Origin of the sequence: Bacteroides clarus (assembly GCF_015555825.1) — a bacterium.
GTDB classification, from domain to species: Bacteria; Bacteroidota; Bacteroidia; order Bacteroidales; family Bacteroidaceae; genus Bacteroides; species Bacteroides clarus.
In genome coordinates this window covers 1-17532 of sequence record NZ_JADNLF010000014.1, presented here as the reverse complement: position 1 = coordinate 17532, position 17532 = coordinate 1, and the positions used below count along the sequence as shown (strand labels likewise).

Here is a 17532-nt window from a genome sequence, read left to right as displayed (position 1 = left end):
GTAGAGAAATAAAACAATAATACAATAATAAGATGAAAACAAAGAAGTATCTGAAAATCGCGTCGTTGGTAGTGGTAGCTGCCATATTTATCTGGACATTCGTGTTCTTATATCAGAAGTCACAGCCTAAGGTAAAAGTATATGAGACCATCGTCCCGGAAACAGCCGATTTGGAAAAGACAACCGTGGCTACCGGGAAAGTGGAGCCGAGAGATGAAGTACTCATCAAACCGCAAATCTCCGGTATCATTTCCGAAGTATATAAAGAAGCCGGACAAAGCGTGAAGCAAGGTGAAGTGATTGCCAAAGTAAAGGTCATCCCCGAACTGGGTACGCTGAACTCCGCCGAAAGTCGCGTCCGCCTGGCTGAAATCAACGCCAAGCAAGCCGAAACGGATTTTGCGCGCATCGAGAAGTTATTTAATGACAAGCTCATCAGCAACGAAGAATACGAAAAGGGCGAGGTGAACGTAAAGCAGGCACGGGAAGAACTGCAAACGGCCAAAGATAATCTGGAAATCGTAAAGGAAGGTATCACCAAGAACAGCGCTTCATTCAGCAGCACACTGATTCGTTCCACCATCACCGGACTGATTTTGGATGTACCCATCAAAGTCGGCAACTCCGTTATTATGAGTAACACTTTCAACGACGGAACAACAATCGCTACCGTTGCCAATATGAACGACCTTATCTTCCGGGGTAATCTGGACGAGACCGAAGTAGGACGCGTACACGAAGGCATGCCGGTGAAACTGACTATCGGGGCACTGCAAAACCTGTCATTCAATGCCGTACTGGAATACATATCTCCGAAAGGAGTGGAAGAAAACGGCGCCAACCAGTTTGAAATCAAAGCGGCCGTTCAAGCGCCGGATAGCGTACAAATCCGTTCAGGGTATTCCGCCAATGCGGAAATTGTACTGGAACGTGCCCAAAAGACGCTCGCGTTGCCGGAAAGCACGGTTGAATTCAGCGGCGACAGCACCTTCGTATATGTGTTGACCGACAGTGTACCCCAACAGAAGTTCAAACGCCGGCAAATAGAGGTGGGCATGAGCGACGGCATCAAGATAGCCGTCAAGAGCGGTCTGACCGCCAAAGACAAGGTACGTGGCGCCGAAAAGAAAGATAAATAACCCTCACCATCAGAAGAATCAGGAACACCATGAAGAGAAATATATGCATATCTCTGGCTATGCTGGCTTGTATGCAAATTCAGGCTCAAGACCGTTGGTCATTACGCCAATGCATAGACTACGCCATCGAACATAATATCGACATCCGCCAGACAGCCAATGCCGCCGAACAAAGTAATGTTGAAGTAAATACCGCCAAATGGGCACGGCTGCCGAACCTTAATGCCAGTGCCGGACAAAACTGGAACTGGGGACGTACGCAGACGGCAATCAAGGACGAAAATACCGGCGATTACTCCACTGTATATGTCAACACGGGCAGTCACGGCACAAACATGTCCGTTTCTACCAGCATTCCGCTATTTACCGGGCTCGAGATACCCAACCAATATGCTTTGGCCAAGCTAAACCTCAAAGCCGCCCTTGCCGACTTGGAGAAAGCCAAAGAAGATATTTCCATCAACATAGCCTCAGTCTACCTGCAGGTATTATTCAATGAGGAACTGTACCGGGTATCCTTAGGACAAGTGGAACTGAGCAAAGAACAGTACAACCGTATAGAGCGGTTGGCGGAAGTAGGGAAAGCCTCTCCGGCAGAAGTCGCCGAAGCCAAAGCGCGTGTAGCGCAGGATGAGATGAACGCGGTACAAGCGAACAATGATTACCGGCTGGCATTACTCGACCTCAGCCAACTTATCGAGTTGGAAACACCGGAAGGTTTCCTTTTGGAAGAGCCCGCCGTAAAGATAGAGCTCACTCCTCTAACTCCGCCGGATGAAATTTTCCAGATAGCATTGGGCAGCAAGGCTTCTATACAAGCTGCGCAGTATCGTCTGGAAGGAAGCAAACACAGTATCCGAATCGCCCAAAGCGGTTATTATCCGCAACTGAGTTTCAACGGAAGCCTCGGTACGAACTACTATTCGACCATCAACCGGACTTTCAGTCAGCAGATGAGTGATAACTTCAACAAATACATCGGTTTCAATCTGAGCGTACCTATCTTCAACCGACTGGCTACACGCAACCGGGTACGTACAGCCCGCCTGCAACGCGAGAACTACTCTTTGCAACTGGATAATGCCAAAAAGAACCTCTACAAAGAAATTCAGCAAGCATGGTACAATGCGGCAGCATCCGAGAGCAAGTATACAAGCAGCAGTACGGCAGCCTCGGCGAGCAAGGCATCCTTTAAGTTGATGAGCGAGAAGTACGAGAACGGAAAAGCGAATGCCGTAGAATATAATGAGGCAAAGCAGAACTTAATGAAAGCGCAATCCGACGAACTCCAGGCCAAATATGAGTACCTCTTCCGTACCAAGATACTGGACTTTTATAAAGGGGAGCCTATCGAATAAATATAATTTTAGTTGTTGTGTGTTGATAAGCCCCTTTTCTTCTGCGTATACAGAGGGAAAGGGGCTTTTGTCAGTTAAGTCACACAGACAAGAGTTTAATTTCGTCTTGACGTTCCATTACTTTTTTCCGACGAACGGGAAGAAGAACGTGTCGTACGCGTAGAAGAGGAAGAAGAACCGCCGCTTCTGCGTGAACTGCTATTGCTCTCCACCTGCCTTTTAGAGCTACCGCGCCTTACGCTTTCTTTTTGAGTACTCTGTTCCCGTTTCGGCGCATTCACTTCTTTCCCGGCATCGGAACGGCGTGTCGGGCCGTTGGCGGCAGGACGGCGATTGGACTGTTCCACGCGAGGGCGTGTACCGGAGTTGGGGCGGATATTAACCGAGCCGAAATCAGAACGGCGGCTCGTGTGGTACGATTTGTTATCACGGATACGGAAAGAACCGTTATAAGTGGGATGATTGTGCCTTCCCCGATAGTAACTTACATTTTGATAATGGGTACGATAATGTCCGCCACAGTAAGTACGATAATGGTAAGGACGCGGATAATAGAAATGATTCGGATTGGTATAAGTAACATAAATCCGGAAAGACCATCGTCCGCCACTCACATAGACCGGACGGAAAAAATGAGCGGCCTGCATGAAACGGGAATACTGTCTGCTGCTCAGCACCCAGCGCAAATCGTCATTACGTATATCCAGATAATCGTAATAACGATTCAAAGCCCATTCTTCCCCCCTCAAGACATCGTCCATTAAATACCGTATACCCGAGATAAAGTCATAATTGATTTCGTACACATCATTATACTGTTCCGTATTCAGTTTCAGCTCATAGGCCATCTTATCCGTAAGGAAGCGTGTCTCTTTACGCACTTTACTGTTACTCATAGCCGCATGGCAAACAGCGGTACTCGTTATTGCGGCAAATAATATAAATAATATTCGTTTCATGGTAGCGTTCTTTACAAGTTTATATTCCATCGGTTCTTTAGTAAAAACAAAAATAGGGGAATATTTTCCCCTATCCTTTTGTTTCTCTCTAATATGTTATAGGGAAAACCCTATCGCAATTAGGGGTTAGAGGTATTTACCAGCTCGATGCCATTCTCCTGCAACGATATCAGATGCTTTTTATATAAATCGCCAACTGCTTTCTTAAAGGTTTTCTTGCTGACACCGAATGTATCGTAAATATCTTCGGCAGGGCTCTTGTCATGCAAGGTAATGTGTCCTCCCTGTTCGCGGATATAGTCCAACAAGGTGGTCGCAAAATCTTCCACTTTACCCTGACCCGGTTTCTGGAGTATCAAGTCAATCTTACCATCCTCACGTACCTGCTTTACATAGGCTTTCAGCATCATGCCCGTATGCAGGGGCTGAAATATTTCGCTTTCATACAATAAGCCGCTATATCGGTTCTCAATGATAGCCTTGAAACCTAAATCCGTTTTCTGCCAGATAAGTATGTTGACTTCCTGGCCGGGTGCATAAGGCGCTTTTTCTTTCGACAGGTAACGGTCTACTTTCGCAGAGGCTACAATCCGGTAGCTTTCATCATCCAGATGCGCATGGACTACATATCGTTTCCCAACCTGCATCTTCATCTTCTGCTCACGGAAAGGGACAAACAAATCTTTCATCAATCCCCAGTTGAGGAAAGCGCCGTACTGATTTATCCATGCCACTTCCAGACAAGCGAATTGCCCGACCTGCACCAGCGGCGTCAACGTGGTAGCTACCAGCCGTTCTTCATTATCCAGGTAGATAAACACAGTCAACTCATCTCCCGGCTTGCACTCTTCGGGCACATAACGCGACGGAAGCAGAATCTCTCCTTCTTCACCGCCATCCAGATACATTCCGAAATCGACCTCTTTCACCACCCTCAAAGTATTGAACTTCCCTAACTCTATGCTCATATAAATTATATTTCGTAACGTTTACAGCAGGGATAATGCACAACGGCGCACAACTTATCCCGGCATTCAGCGCAAAGATAAAGATAAGGAATAACTTTTCACTCTAAAAGATAACTTTTTTATATGAACAACTCCGCCTGAAAACGGTTATCTTTGTAACATAGCAATCAACAAAAGCGCTTGTTATTCATCTTTAAACAATATAATTATGGAATTTCTTACAAACGAAAAACTGACCATTGTAGGTGCGGCCGGTATGATTGGCTCCAATATGGCGCAGACCGCAATCATGATGCACCTCACTCCGAACATCTGTTTATACGATCCTTATGCTCCCGGACTGGAGGGTGTAGCGGAAGAAATGTTCCACTGCGGATTCGAAGGTTTGAACCTTACATTCACATCCGACATCAAAGAAGCCTTGACCGACGCCAAATACGTAGTATCTTCCGGTGGTGCTGCCCGTAAAGCCGGCATGACCCGCGAAGATTTGCTGAAAGGCAATGCTGCCATCGCCGAAGAATTCGGAAAAAATGTAAAAGCTTACTGCCCGGATGTGAAGCACGTGGTTGTCATCTTTAACCCTGCGGATATTACCGGCTTGATTACGTTATTGTATTCAGGGTTGAAGCCATCTCAGGTTACAACACTGGCCGCTCTCGACAGCACCCGTCTGCGCAGCGAGCTTTCCAAACACTTCGGAATTGCTCCCGATAAAATAGAGAACTGCCGTACGTACGGCGGGCATGGCGAACAAATGGCCGTATATGCCTCTACCGCCAAAGTGGATGGAAAACCGTTGCCGGACATCATCGGCACTCCCGCCCTGACAAAGGAACAATGGGCAGAGATACAAACCAAAGTTACCAAAGGCGGCGCTAACATTATCGCCTTACGTGGTCGCTCTTCGTTCCAAAGCCCTGCCTATGTTTCCATTGAAATGATTGCCGCCGCCATGGGTGGAAAGCCTTTCCGCTGGCCGGCAGGTACATACGTGCACAGTCACGGTTTCGACCATATCATGATGGCCATGGAAACCGAAATCAATAAGGACGGCGTACATTATAAAGAGCTGAAAGGTACTCCCGAAGAGGAGGCCAAACTGAAAGAAAGCTACGAACATCTCTGTAAGCTGCGTGATGAAGTTATCGGAATGGGGGTGTTACCGCCGATTAAGGATTGGCACAGCATAAATCCGAATATAGATTAGACGATTACGCGGAAATCTATACCGATAAATAATACGAATATCCCCTTTGTCCTTATTTAGAAAGTCACAAAGGGGATTTTTCTAATATTTTTCCTCAAAAAGCCTTGTAGTATAAAAAAATCTCTTTATCTTTGCACCCGCAAACGAAAAAGGTGCCATAGCTCAGTTGGTAGAGCAAAGGACTGAAAATCCATGCGTGAGACACTTGCAAAAGATATTAACTACTTGATTATATGAGAGTTGCTTCAAAAGAGCAACTTTTTTTTATCTTCCACAATGACGGTTTTACAGGGGCTTGAAGCAGGTTGTGTAAACCAGCGTGTAAACCGTGAATGCTACTGTAAACGTGATTTGCTACAAATCAAAAGTGCTTAAAAACAATGAATCACCTCTGATGGTGAGAGTGTGCAAAGACAGGAAACGCAAGTACATCAGTCTTGGAATATCCGTCAATCCTGCCTATTGGGACTTTAATAGGAACGCTCCCAAACCGCAATGTCCCAACAAAGAATACATAGATTCTCTGATAGCCCAAAAAGTGCAGGAATATTCAGCGCAGATTATTGAGCTGAAATCCATGAGCAGGGACTTCACAGCAACAAGTCTGGTGGAGAAAGTAAGCAAGCCCAACAAGGTGAAAACTGTTGGAGAAGTGTTTGTAGAACAAATGAACCTATTGAAACAAGCGCAGAAATTGAGCTATATGCTTTCCATCCAACAGACCTACAATTCACTCTTGGAGTTCAACAAGCATTTGAATATCTATTTCGTGGATATAGACGTTTCTTGGTTGAAAAGATATGAGGCATGGCTACGCAAGCAAGGACTGGCTTCCAATACCATCAAAGGCAAATTTGTGGATATACGCACCATGTACAACATCGCCATAGACGAGAATATTGTCAAGGTGGAACATTATCCGTTCAGAAAATTCAAAATTGCCAAACTGCAACAGGAAACTGCCAAACGTGCCATATCCAAAGAAGATATTAGCAGAATCATAGAATACAAGACAGATAATCCGTTGGTGCAGTTTGCCATAGACATATTCACATTCTCCTACATCATGGGAGGAATCAATTTTGTGGATATTTCAACCCTCACCAAAGAGAACATGATGGATAACAGACTGGTCTATATCAGACACAAGACCAAAAAACTAATCCAGCTACCCTTGCAGGACAAAGCCATAGAACTGATTGAAAAGTACCATGACGATGGCAACCCTTATCTGTTCCCCATTCTGAAAGCATACCATAAGACGGAGCAGCAGAAGTTCAACAGGGTGCATAAGATTATCTCCAATGTGAACAATAGATTGAAAAAGATTGGCAAAGATTTGGAGATACCCGTCACTCTGACCACATACGTTGCACGACACAGCCATGCCACAGTGTTGAAAAAAGCAGGAGTAGCAACTTCCATCATAAGCGAATCATTAGGACACAGTTCAGAGAAGATAACGCAGGTCTATCTGGACAGTTTTGGAAATGAGCAGATGGATGAAGCGATGAAGAATTTACTCTAAGCCAATAATTCCCCACTTGCAGCAAATTGCAGGTGGGGATTATTTTTTAACTTTGCATATATAACCATTACACATAAGGATATGAACCCAATAGATAAATTTACCAATATAGATACAGTTTACCCTACTTTTGATGCAAAGGAAGAAGATATATTAGATTATGTTTGGCAACTTGCCATGCTGATACACCCTGCCATTCCTAAAAAAGTAAAAGGAGAAATATTAGAAGGAAGTGAAGCTATGCCCACTTTTAAGGAACGATACAATAACAGGCTTATAAAAATGCCACTAACCTATGAAGAATATAAGAAGAACAAAGAGATACAACCAACCCTTGCTGGTTTGGAAATAGATTCAGACAAGTTTTGGTTTCTACTCCTCTTTATTTTGGATTATACACAAGGACAATGTTTCAATGCCCAAGAACTTGCTCCGTCACCCATAGGTGAACTGAACAGCCTTATCAAACTGCTATCTCAATATAAGGCAGTTGGAGAGAATCCACTGACAGACCAAATGCAATTCAGTGAAGACATCACATTATCCATTCAAATAAATGGTAAGGAAGTGCAGACCATACAGCACCCCAATACCATTGGTTACTTGTTGTCCTTATGTGAAAAGAGCTTCCAATCACTCTGCGATATGGAATTGGAAGATATGATAGCAATGTGCGAAGTTCCCTTGAAAGACACAAGCAACACGGAATCCAATAATAGCCAAATATGCTATTTTACCCTATTATTCAAGTCCATGTTGCAGCCATTTCCTGACGGAATAATGACAAAACAAAAACGAAGAAGCAGGAACAGTAAGATTTCCTACAATGTTACATTCTTAATATCAAGGCTTATTTATCTGACAGGAATCTCCAAGAATGAGGAATTTTATGTGAATGAGCGCACATTAAAAGGCTATCTAAGCAATAAGAGCAAACTGACAAATGTCAGAAACAGAATATATTAATAGAATAATCGTCTAAGGGAGAATAACATCTCCCTTATTTTTTACTCTCTCTTATCCTCACGGTTTCTCCCCACCTTTGCAGTGTCAAAGGGACAGAACTTGTAAGGCAGCAAGTTAAGGGAGAACCAAAATCCTCAAAATTTTACTCTCCTTTAATCTTCTCCAAAGTTCCCACCTTTGCAGCGTAATCAGAAAGCCAAGTGCGCATAGGTTTGACGGTTGCACTGAATGAATAATAACAATTTAAAAGATTAAAATTATGGCAGAATTAACAAATGTAACCGAAGAGAGAGTGAAGAATGAAGTTGAATCTTTAAATCAGAACAATAATATGGAAGAAGTAAGAATGACATCAGCAGAAGTTAAGATGCAAGCAGTAGAAGAAGCCCGTCAGAATTTGATGAAAGCCAAGAGCGTGCTTGAAGCCAACAAGGATGCAGAAGCCAATATCAAGAAGTCCGCACAGGTCAATGTAGGTAAGGCTGAAACCGCATATCTTGAAGCACTTAAAAAGGTGGAACTTCCAACATCTAAAGTGGAATTGTGGAATGAGAGCAAGAATACAAACAAACAGGTAGTCTTCACTAAAGAGGAAAAGGAAATCATCATCGCTACATCTGTTTACAGCATGGCAGTAAGCAAGGTAAACATCGAATGTGGCAAGGACTTGATAACCAATGAAAAATTTGATAAAGTTCCTCTCTACATCACAGAAGCCACCCTGTTTTACAACGCGGACATTGAACTGAAAGACCTTAACGGGAACATCGTACCTAAAGGCACTCCCAATGTCTATGTTCCTGTTGATACTGCAAACGGATATTGGCAATGGGCAAGCTACCATGAGCACAACCTCAATGCCATAGTCAAGGATGATACAAAACTCATTATAGAAAATGTGAGAATCAAAGAGTTCACATCTTTACAAGAGTTTGGCAAGTACAGAGGAGTAAACAATGTGTTAAGTCGTGGATTTAACGGATTGGAGAAAGCAGGTAACGCAGCATTAGCCACTCAACAGGAGTTCTTTAATAAAGTGTTCCAAAAGGCATTGGAACTGAAAGCAAACATCAGCGTAATCACCAAATACTATAATTTGGGTAAAACACTGAGTTTGAAAGTCTGGAACAGTGCCATGCTGGGAGTTTGTGAAACCCAACTTGAAGAATATGACTTGACAGTAGGCGATACAATTATCAAGACTTTAACTGACATGAAGATTTCTAAGGACACTATCAGACATCGCTACATGATTGATGCAATCACCCAACTTGCCAATTACGCACCGAATGGTGGAAACAAGAAGATTGGATTGGATGAAACTCTAAGTACCATAAAGACATTGAATGAGGACAGCATTAAGATTATAAATAAAGTGAAGTCAGACCATGTGAACGCTATCTATTCTGAAATGCTCACTCAATACCTAAAGAATCATGGAGTGATTAAGGAAGAACAGGCTGCATAAGCCATCAATAATAAAGCCCATGTGACAGGTGGGCTTACTCTCCTCAAGCTCTTAGACATTCTGAATAATCTACAGTCTGATTCTTAAATGTGTGGTCTTATCATTAGTTCCCCACTTATGGAATTACTACTTTTACAGTACTACAAGCGGATAATCCCACCACACAGATTGACGGACTACAAACTATTCAGAATATCTAAAATGGAAGAATTTACTTATGAACAGATAAGGGCTAAGGCTCTTAAACAGGGAGTAAAAGATAACAAGGTTCATATTGGATTGTGGGCTAATCTTAATAACTATCTAAAAACAAGGAGAAAGAAAAATGGAAAGGTTACTACCTATTATATCTCATTGCAGAAGTTGGCTTACTGACAAGATAAAATTTGAAGCAGAGAGATTCATATTGTTAAATCTTTGTGGTGTGCTTATTCACTTTTTACCCCGTGCCTAAACACCCCCTCTCTACATTCCTACGCTACAATCCAATAAGACCCATGCAATGTCCTAACGGACACCGCACAGGTAATCTGTAAGCTGGGAGTGACTAATACCAATGATATGTGGATTTATAACAACAATTTTTATGACAGGCTGAGCGAACTTAGGAAATCCAACAGATTAAGTTCTTCTAAAATGAGATTCTTATTAAAGACCAACCAAATCATTTTAATTAAACATATTGAGCGATTGCCTTATGAAGCTACCATTCAAGGAATATACAGTAATGAGCAACAATCTGATTCAAAAGTTAGGTTGTGCTGATGTTTATAGGACATACGTGCTACTATTGACAGCAGACAAATATACATTGACCACTGACACCACGATAGACCAACTTGCATCATTTGTTGGTGATAAACCTGCCAACTATAAAGGTGGTAAGAGTTCCAAATCATTCAATGACAAGTTAAGAGCCACAGGAGAAGTCAGCATACAGAATAAAGACAGTGGTAAGAAAGATAGAACTTGGACTGATTATATATTCTTTCCTGTCAGTTTTGGGCATTACAGAAGAATCAACAGAGAGTTTTACGATTCATATAACAATACTTTGGATTTAAAACTCAGAGGATTCATCCTTAAACTGTTCAGTGCAGCAGAGCCACACAGCCATACTATTACCTTATCTGTAAGAAAACTGAAAGAGCTAATTCACATGGGGCATGGTACTATGGATAAATATATAGACCAACTAAGGGATATGGACTTATTGGATGAAGTTGGAGATTCAATCATTTTAAAAGCCAAAGGTCTTATAATAGACCTACCCAAAGATAAATATGTGGAAGAAGTGAAAGCTGTCTTTGAACACATGATAGCATTTAACGAGAGCAGAGGAAACCCCATTTCAAGGGAGTGCATGATTTATAAGAAATACAAGGAGAAAAACTTTGAGGGAGTTAAGGATATGCACGCTCTTATGAAATCATTATCAAGTGGGCTGGTAGGCAGGAAGCAAGAGATAAAGGACAAGGAAGAACTGGCAGATTTATACTTATGATATGACAACAATTAAGGTGAAGAATGGACTTTATAGCCCCAATCACCAAAATGTTGTACGAGATACCATACCACTATTTTAGCCCCCTCTCACCAAGTAAAAGGAAAATGAGAATTGATAGATAGCCACCCACCCCCTCAACCATTATAAATTTTACTATTCACCTCACATCATTCATAGACTTCTTAAAGCGATACACAATACAGACATAATGGTAATACAGTCTAACTGTAATACGCTTAAATGTAATTCAGCGAATTGTAGTAAAGTCAAAATCGTTATGGGGCAACCCAAGGCGATAGGAACTTTACCAATTCCAGAGTTAAACCAATCAATAATCATTTAAACAATTTATCATTATGAGAAATTTAGTTATCATGCCAGCTATGGCACAGAACCGTGAGAGAATGAATTTGGGTGAATATGCAGAGGAAGCAACAATCATCGTGGATGAACCTGTAAGACCTGCCAACCATTTCATTGAAGCCAACACACAGGAAGCAACCTTGCATCATCTGAAACATGACTGCATTACCCCTGTGTTCTCTAAAGACAACGAACTGACCATTAACCATGCTGCATTTGTGGAAACCATACAGGATGCAGCCCAATCATTCTTTAGTGGTGAGAAAGTGAAACAGGCAGACATTCGTGTGAGCCACATTATCAAAGGCAGAATCCCAGCAGCCATCCACAAACCTGCCAATCAACTTTTGGAATCTGACAAGACCATCTATTATGAGAGAGCAGCTTTCAGCATTGATGTTCCTACCATCTATGAAACGGTTGGTGGAAACAAGCTCAATCTTTCCATCGTAGGTGTGAGGGCTTATAATCAGATGAACTTATATAGCAAGAAAGTTCCAGAGTTGTTCCGTCTTGCAATTGGCTTCAAAAACCAAGTTTGTTGCAATATGTGCATCTTCACCAATGGCTACAAGGATGATTTGAGAGTGAGCAGTACAAGTGAACTCTATCGTGCAGCATTGGAACTGTTCAACAACTACAATCCTGCCAAGCATCTTTATCTGATGCAGCAATTAGGCAACACTTCCATGAGTGAACACCAATTCGCACAGATAATAGGCAAGATGCGACTTTACCAATGCTTGCCAACAGGCTATCAAAAGGCACTGCCAAGAATGTTGCTTACTGATACGCAAATTAACAGCGTAGCCAAAGCATACATTCACGACAATAATTTTGGCGGCTTTGGAAGCGAGCTTAATATGTGGAAGTTCTACAACTTGCTTACAGGAACTAACAAGTCAAGCTATATTGATTCATTCTTAGACCGTTCATTAAATGCTACTGAAATGGCAGTTGGAATCAATGCGGCTTTGCATGGTGACGAGAGATATAAGTGGTTCATTGATTAAATGGGCTTATTGATTGAGAGAGGAAAGGGCAGCTATTAAGTTAGTTGTCCTTTCTTTATTTCTACCAACTTATTAAACATTATACATTATGGATATAGATTATACAGTGGGAGAAGTGGAACTATCCTACAAACCCAAATTCAAGAGTTTGCATAAAATTGTCAGTTCAGAGGACGCTTATAAATACTTACTCCCTACATATAAAGAGGGTACAATCTGTTACAAGGAATATTTCAAAGTCTTGTTCCTAAACCAAGCCAACCAAGTTTTAGGCTACACTCTCATTTCAGAGGGTGGAATTACTGAAACTTGTGCTGATATAAGAGTGATTCTACAAGCCGCATTGCTCACCAATTCAGTAGCCATTATCCTTGCGCATAATCATCCAAGTGGTAATCTGAAACCAAGTAGGCAGGATATGGAGATTACTAAGCAGGTCAAGGATACTGCAAGACTTATGAGAATTTCAGTAACAGACCACCTCATTCTTACAGATGTAGGATATTACAGTTTCTCTGATGAAGGACAGTTGTAAGCTGTTCTTATATATAACAAGGTAAAGGACATTCAATTTTTAAGTTGGGTGTCCTTACTTACATAAGCTGAACGAACATTCAGCATTTGTAACCAACTATTAATAAATGTAAATTATGAAGACATACATAGCATATCTAAGGCAATCCACCATGAAGCAGCAAATCTCTGGTCTTGGTGTGGAAGCCCAAAGGGAAATTATACACAACCATGTAAAGCATAAGCCCATACTTGCTGAATACATTGAAACGGAGAGTGGGAAGAAGTCTAACAGACCTCAACTTCTTGCAGCTTTGGCAATGTGCAGGAAAACGGACTCTATTCTGATTGTAGCCAAATTGGATAGACTGTCAAGGAATGTAGCGTTTACTTCAAAGCTGTTGGAGAGTGATGTTGAGATTGTGTTCTGCGACTTTCCCCAAGCCAACAGACTAATTTTGCATATTATCAGCAGCATAGCTGAATATGAAGCAGGGTTAATCAGTCAGAGAACCAAACAATCACTTCAAGCCAAGAAAGCAAGGGGTGTGCAGCTTGGAAAATCTGAGAACTTGATGAACAAATTTGAACAAGCTGTTCAGCATAGTATCATTACCAACAAGGCTAAGGCAACTAACAATCCAAATAACATGAGAGCGATAGCACTGTTACGGTCATTATCAATGCAAGGCAAATCATTGTCCGAAATGACTTGTCTGTTGAATGAGCAAGGCTTTGTTACATCTAAGGGATGCAAGTTTCAGATTACACAAGTCAAGAGGTTACTTGTTAGAGCAGGGTTGATGTCGTGAAGTCACTTTGAAAGGCAGGACAAATTTAGAGCAAGGTCAGTCTTGTACACCCCAATCTGAATTTGTCCTACCCTCTAATTCAGACGGAGATATTAACTTTAGCTTTATAAATCCATGTGGGTAACAATTTCTAATATTCAGTTCTTATAAGGGAAATTATCATTTTGATACCCACATGGATTTACAGAGTTCAGATACAATTCTGACTAAATATCTCATGCAGACTATGTTTGAGGGCAGGAAATCTACTATTTATCCTCACTTCATATCTAATGATTTGAAACCTTTCGCTATCTTTGCACCAATTCCAATAAACTAATGCGTTAGGGAGTTGGAAGGACATATTTAACGAAAGGTGTTATTGAAATTATCTTCTTGTAACAAATCTCGCAAATTTGAAACGCTGTGAAGATGATAGCAGTAGCACCCACACTTGGATATATACCTACCTCATAGTTGTGAGGTTTCTATATGCCCTTTGGTGTGGGTCGCTATTGTTTTATCCACAGCAAAGGCAATGCGAGAGCCAGTTACAAGGGTAAAGCAAATAGTGTTCCCACACCTTTTTTATTGTAACAGCTTATCCATAGGGAATAGGTAAGGTTATATTACATTTAGATTATGGATTTAATTAGAAGAATGAGCTTAAATCATCCATTGTTCTTTGATACTCAATGTAGGTTATATATGCCATCAACTATTTTGGGGAAATATAGCCCTTTTGCTACTGCTTATATAGAATATACTTGTAGAGGAACTATTACAAAAGAAGAAATAAAAATAGACCAAGCTCTTAAGGAATGGGAAAAAGTAAGGTTTTTCTATAATTGCATACATGCTTGTTCGCATAAAGCATTAAAACAGAACGAATATGATTATCTATGTTCTCAACAATTCAAAGAGCTTTGTAATTGCTTTAAATATGCGAATCCTCCCATATATGGAGATGGAGGAGTTTTAATATTTGAATCTTTTACACCTCAGAACACCTATATGAATATACCATATCAACAAGGAGAATATCTAATAAAAGGAATACAATATTTCCCAACACTTGATTGCATAGATTTTGACTTGGTACAAAAGTACTCAAATAAAGAATCATACACAGAAGTTCCATGCACAAAAGATTTTCAGACATATTTTGAATTATATTGTGGAATACATTATGCAATAGCAATGTTATATGGGAATTATAATGAACGGACTTTATCGTGCAAATATTTTGATGCAGAAGAAGCATTAAGACTTGGGATTATCAAACTAAAATAAAAAAAGATGAAAACATTTAAATTATTAGCAACCTCATTATTGGTTGCAGTGTGTGCAGGATTTAGTTCCTGTGGGGATGATGAATTAGATATTAAACCTATAGAGAATCATAATCCAAGTGAGTCTTCTAAAATAGATAAACTATTCGATGAATATGTTGGTGGTAATCATAGAATAACCTGTAGAGGATATGCCGAGTTTGAATCAACCATTCTGTTTACAGGTTTAAACGCTAAGCACCTTTGGTTTGCTCTTTATGAAAAGACAGAAACTAAAGGAATCAAATTTGAATGGATAGACAAAGAGGAAACTGATACCATACAAGTTATTCATAAAGGTTATGGCGAATATGATACCATACGGGTAAACAAATTCTTCCCCGCTTTCTATAAAAAGACACCCTCAGGCAATATAGTGACTGTGTCTTTAAATGATTATTATCGTCAGCACATCTTTACTTTTGGCAATGAAACTAACCGTACAGAGCTATTGAAGAATGGCTCTGTGCCAAAAGACTGGTTTCAAGAATCTATATTTATAGATAACTGTTGCTACTCCGACTTAGGTTCAATTATCTATGAAGCAAAGGAAACACCACGGATTGACAGTGAGAATACCACATTGCTATCTCACGTAGATGGCTTAATTATACGAAGCTATTATGCTAATGGTGGGTACATTGAGAAAGGAGCTTTCTGTAGATATAACTTTAAGGATGCTACAACAGTTTGGGAAACACCCATCACAGCCCCTTTTGATATTCCATCCAATGCCAAGCGGACTTATATTTTGACTGGTAATGCAACCAATGTTTGGGAATACAGGTGTGAAGTGTTGTTCTTTGATGGAACTAAAAAGGACTTTACATTTAAAATCAATATAGATAATGGTAAGATTGTTACTGACGAAGTAAAGGTTACAGGCATATCAATTAATGAGCAGTCTGTTAGTCTAAAGCAAGGTGAAACATTCCAATTAATAGCTACTGTACAGCCCGATAATGCTACTAACAAGAAAGTTATATGGAGCAGTTCTAATGAAGCTGTTGCAAGTGTAAATCAAGATGGTTTGGTTACAGCCAATTCAGCAGGTGAAGTGAATATCACAGTAACAACAGAAGATGGCGGTTTCAGTACGACTGCGATTGTTACTGTGACAAAGAAGCAGGATGATTACACTTCTTTGATTGTAGGCAAATGGAAAATGACAAGCGGCAATGCCATTGCCACCCATGTAACTTATAAGAATGATGGCACATTTGAATACACAGGGAGTGGAACTTACAAAGAGGTAGGTAAGTACAAGATAGACGGTAAGAAACTTTACGAAATGTTTAGTGATGAGGATGAATGGATTATCAGTGATATTCTGTTACTTAATTCAATGACTTTATCAGTACAGGAATTGGAAGCTGACGGAGTTACACCCAATGGTAGGAAATTTTCTTATCAGAGAGTGGAATAAAGAAATTATTCAAATTTAAATAAAACAGAATAAAAGCAGCATTTGAGGAAACTCTTATGCTGTTTCTTTTTTTAGCTACTACATTCCTAAAGAATACTTCCCATATAGCCCCCATTCACTAAAATGTTGCAGCAAATTATTATGGTTTAAAGGATAGCTTTTATCGCTGGAAAGCATACTTCAATTCTCGGTTTACACACTGGTTTACACAGATTGCACTTATAAAGATGGAAGCATATCAATACAGTAGCAATTCAAAGCAGCTTTTATCCGCTAATCCAATGAAGTGAAAATCACACTCTATTTCTTCAATTCAGCATAAAAGAGGGCTACAATATAGCCATTCCACTAAATAATTGTTAAAACAGGGGAGCAAAGGACTTTTTTACTTGCAGGTTAGGAAATAATGAGTACCTTTGCAGCGTCTTAAACGAAAGGACACTTTACTAAAGAGAAATACAAGAGATTATTAACTTAACAACTTGTGTAAACCCAGAGGTAAACCAGAAGTGGAAAGACAGACATAAAAGACTTGACAATGAAGCTAAACAGCTATAATTAAGCAAGTTAAAAATAAGAATGGTGCCATAGCTCAGTTGGTAGAGCAAAGGACTGAAAATCCTTGTGTCCCCGGTTCGATTCCTGGTGGCACCACTTTTCGAAAAAGGTATCGGAATGTAGCGCAGTTGGTAGCGCACTACGTTCGGGACGTAGGGGTCGGGCGTTCGAGTCGCCTCATTCCGACACAAATAAAATAAGCTGTTGTTTCTTTACAACAGCTTATTTTATTTTTAGCAGTTTCGTTATATATCGGATTGGGAGTCAATGTAAAAACGAATTTCCATAGCATGAATCTCCTATTCAAACAATGATTTGGCAATTCCCATTTCCAGTCCTCTCAGTTCTGCCAGTCCTCTCAGACGACCGATGCAGGAGTAGCCCGGATTGGTTTTCTTCTTCAAATCGTCCACCATCTGATGCCCGTGGTCGGG

At 40.7% G+C, this 17532-nt stretch carries 15 protein-coding genes and 2 tRNA genes; 14 read left to right on the top strand and 3 right to left on the bottom strand.

The window, feature by feature from the left end; genetic code table 11:
- The first annotated feature begins 32 nt into the window (after window positions 1-32).
- Together I2F54_RS14045 and I2F54_RS14040 are read left to right on the top strand one after the other, a co-directional pair.
- Window positions 33-1139, top strand: coding sequence for an efflux RND transporter periplasmic adaptor subunit (locus I2F54_RS14045; RefSeq protein WP_009122356.1), 1107 nt, complete (start codon window positions 33-35; stop codon window positions 1137-1139).
- Between the two features lie 29 nt (window positions 1140-1168).
- Window positions 1169-2497: a TolC family protein gene (locus I2F54_RS14040; protein WP_195501511.1), complete on the top strand. Its 1329-nt coding sequence runs from the start codon at window positions 1169-1171 to the stop codon at window positions 2495-2497.
- Between the two features lie 95 nt (window positions 2498-2592).
- Here I2F54_RS14040 and I2F54_RS14035 read toward each other — a convergent pair whose 3' ends face one another.
- Window positions 2593-3456, bottom strand: coding sequence for a hypothetical protein (locus tag I2F54_RS14035; RefSeq protein WP_195501510.1), 864 nt, complete (start codon window positions 3454-3456; stop codon window positions 2593-2595).
- A 119-nt stretch (window positions 3457-3575) separates the two neighbouring features.
- Window positions 3576-4424, bottom strand: a complete 849-nt coding sequence (locus tag I2F54_RS14030; protein ID WP_022219383.1) for a CvfB family protein — start codon at window positions 4422-4424, stop codon at window positions 3576-3578.
- Between the two features lie 208 nt (window positions 4425-4632).
- On the opposite strand from I2F54_RS14030, the gene I2F54_RS14025 reads away from it, so the two are divergent.
- The 12 genes from I2F54_RS14025 (at window position 4633) to I2F54_RS13965 (ending at window position 17284) form a co-directional block, all read left to right on the top strand.
- Window positions 4633-5634, top strand: coding sequence for a malate dehydrogenase (locus tag I2F54_RS14025; RefSeq protein ID WP_087413403.1), 1002 nt, complete (start codon window positions 4633-4635; stop codon window positions 5632-5634).
- 328 nt (window positions 5635-5962) lie between these two features.
- Window positions 5963-7162, top strand: a complete 1200-nt coding sequence (locus I2F54_RS14020; protein ID WP_195501509.1) for a phage integrase SAM-like domain-containing protein — start codon at window positions 5963-5965, stop codon at window positions 7160-7162.
- Window positions 7163-7243: 81 nt separating this feature from the next.
- Window positions 7244-8128, top strand: a complete 885-nt coding sequence (locus tag I2F54_RS14015; protein WP_195501508.1) for a hypothetical protein — start codon at window positions 7244-7246, stop codon at window positions 8126-8128.
- 259 nt (window positions 8129-8387) lie between these two features.
- Complete coding sequence (locus tag I2F54_RS14010; protein WP_195501507.1) at window positions 8388-9596, top strand: hypothetical protein; 1209 nt, start codon at window positions 8388-8390, stop codon at window positions 9594-9596.
- Between the two features lie 697 nt (window positions 9597-10293).
- Window positions 10294-11100 (top strand): hypothetical protein, encoded by an 807-nt coding sequence (locus I2F54_RS14005; protein ID WP_195501506.1) that lies wholly within the window; start codon window positions 10294-10296, stop codon window positions 11098-11100.
- A gap of 359 nt (window positions 11101-11459) precedes the next feature.
- Window positions 11460-12479 carry a DUF3871 family protein gene (locus I2F54_RS14000; RefSeq protein ID WP_195501505.1) on the top strand — a complete coding sequence of 340 codons (1020 nt, stop codon included), beginning with the start codon at window positions 11460-11462 and terminating at the stop codon, window positions 12477-12479.
- Between the two features lie 88 nt (window positions 12480-12567).
- Window positions 12568-13014: a JAB domain-containing protein gene (locus I2F54_RS13995; RefSeq protein ID WP_195501504.1), complete on the top strand. Its 447-nt coding sequence runs from the start codon at window positions 12568-12570 to the stop codon at window positions 13012-13014.
- Between the two features lie 115 nt (window positions 13015-13129).
- Entirely contained in the window at window positions 13130-13804 is a 675-nt protein-coding gene (locus I2F54_RS13990) for a recombinase family protein (RefSeq protein ID WP_195501503.1), read from the top strand.
- Window positions 13805-14425: 621 nt separating this feature from the next.
- Window positions 14426-15076 carry a hypothetical protein gene (locus I2F54_RS13985; protein WP_195501502.1) on the top strand — a complete coding sequence of 217 codons (651 nt, stop codon included), beginning with the start codon at window positions 14426-14428 and terminating at the stop codon, window positions 15074-15076.
- Window positions 15077-15082: 6 nt separating this feature from the next.
- Window positions 15083-16540: an Ig-like domain-containing protein gene (locus tag I2F54_RS13980; protein ID WP_229097205.1), complete on the top strand. Its 1458-nt coding sequence runs from the start codon at window positions 15083-15085 to the stop codon at window positions 16538-16540.
- Between the two features lie 581 nt (window positions 16541-17121).
- Window positions 17122-17194, top strand: a tRNA-Phe gene (locus tag I2F54_RS13970).
- Window positions 17195-17211: 17 nt separating this feature from the next.
- A tRNA-Pro gene (locus I2F54_RS13965) sits at window positions 17212-17284 on the top strand.
- Window positions 17285-17397: 113 nt separating this feature from the next.
- On the opposite strand, the gene I2F54_RS13960 is transcribed toward I2F54_RS13965, so the two are convergent.
- On the bottom strand, window positions 17398-17532 hold a 135-nt coding region (locus tag I2F54_RS13960; protein WP_195500238.1), incomplete at its 5' end, for a mannonate dehydratase.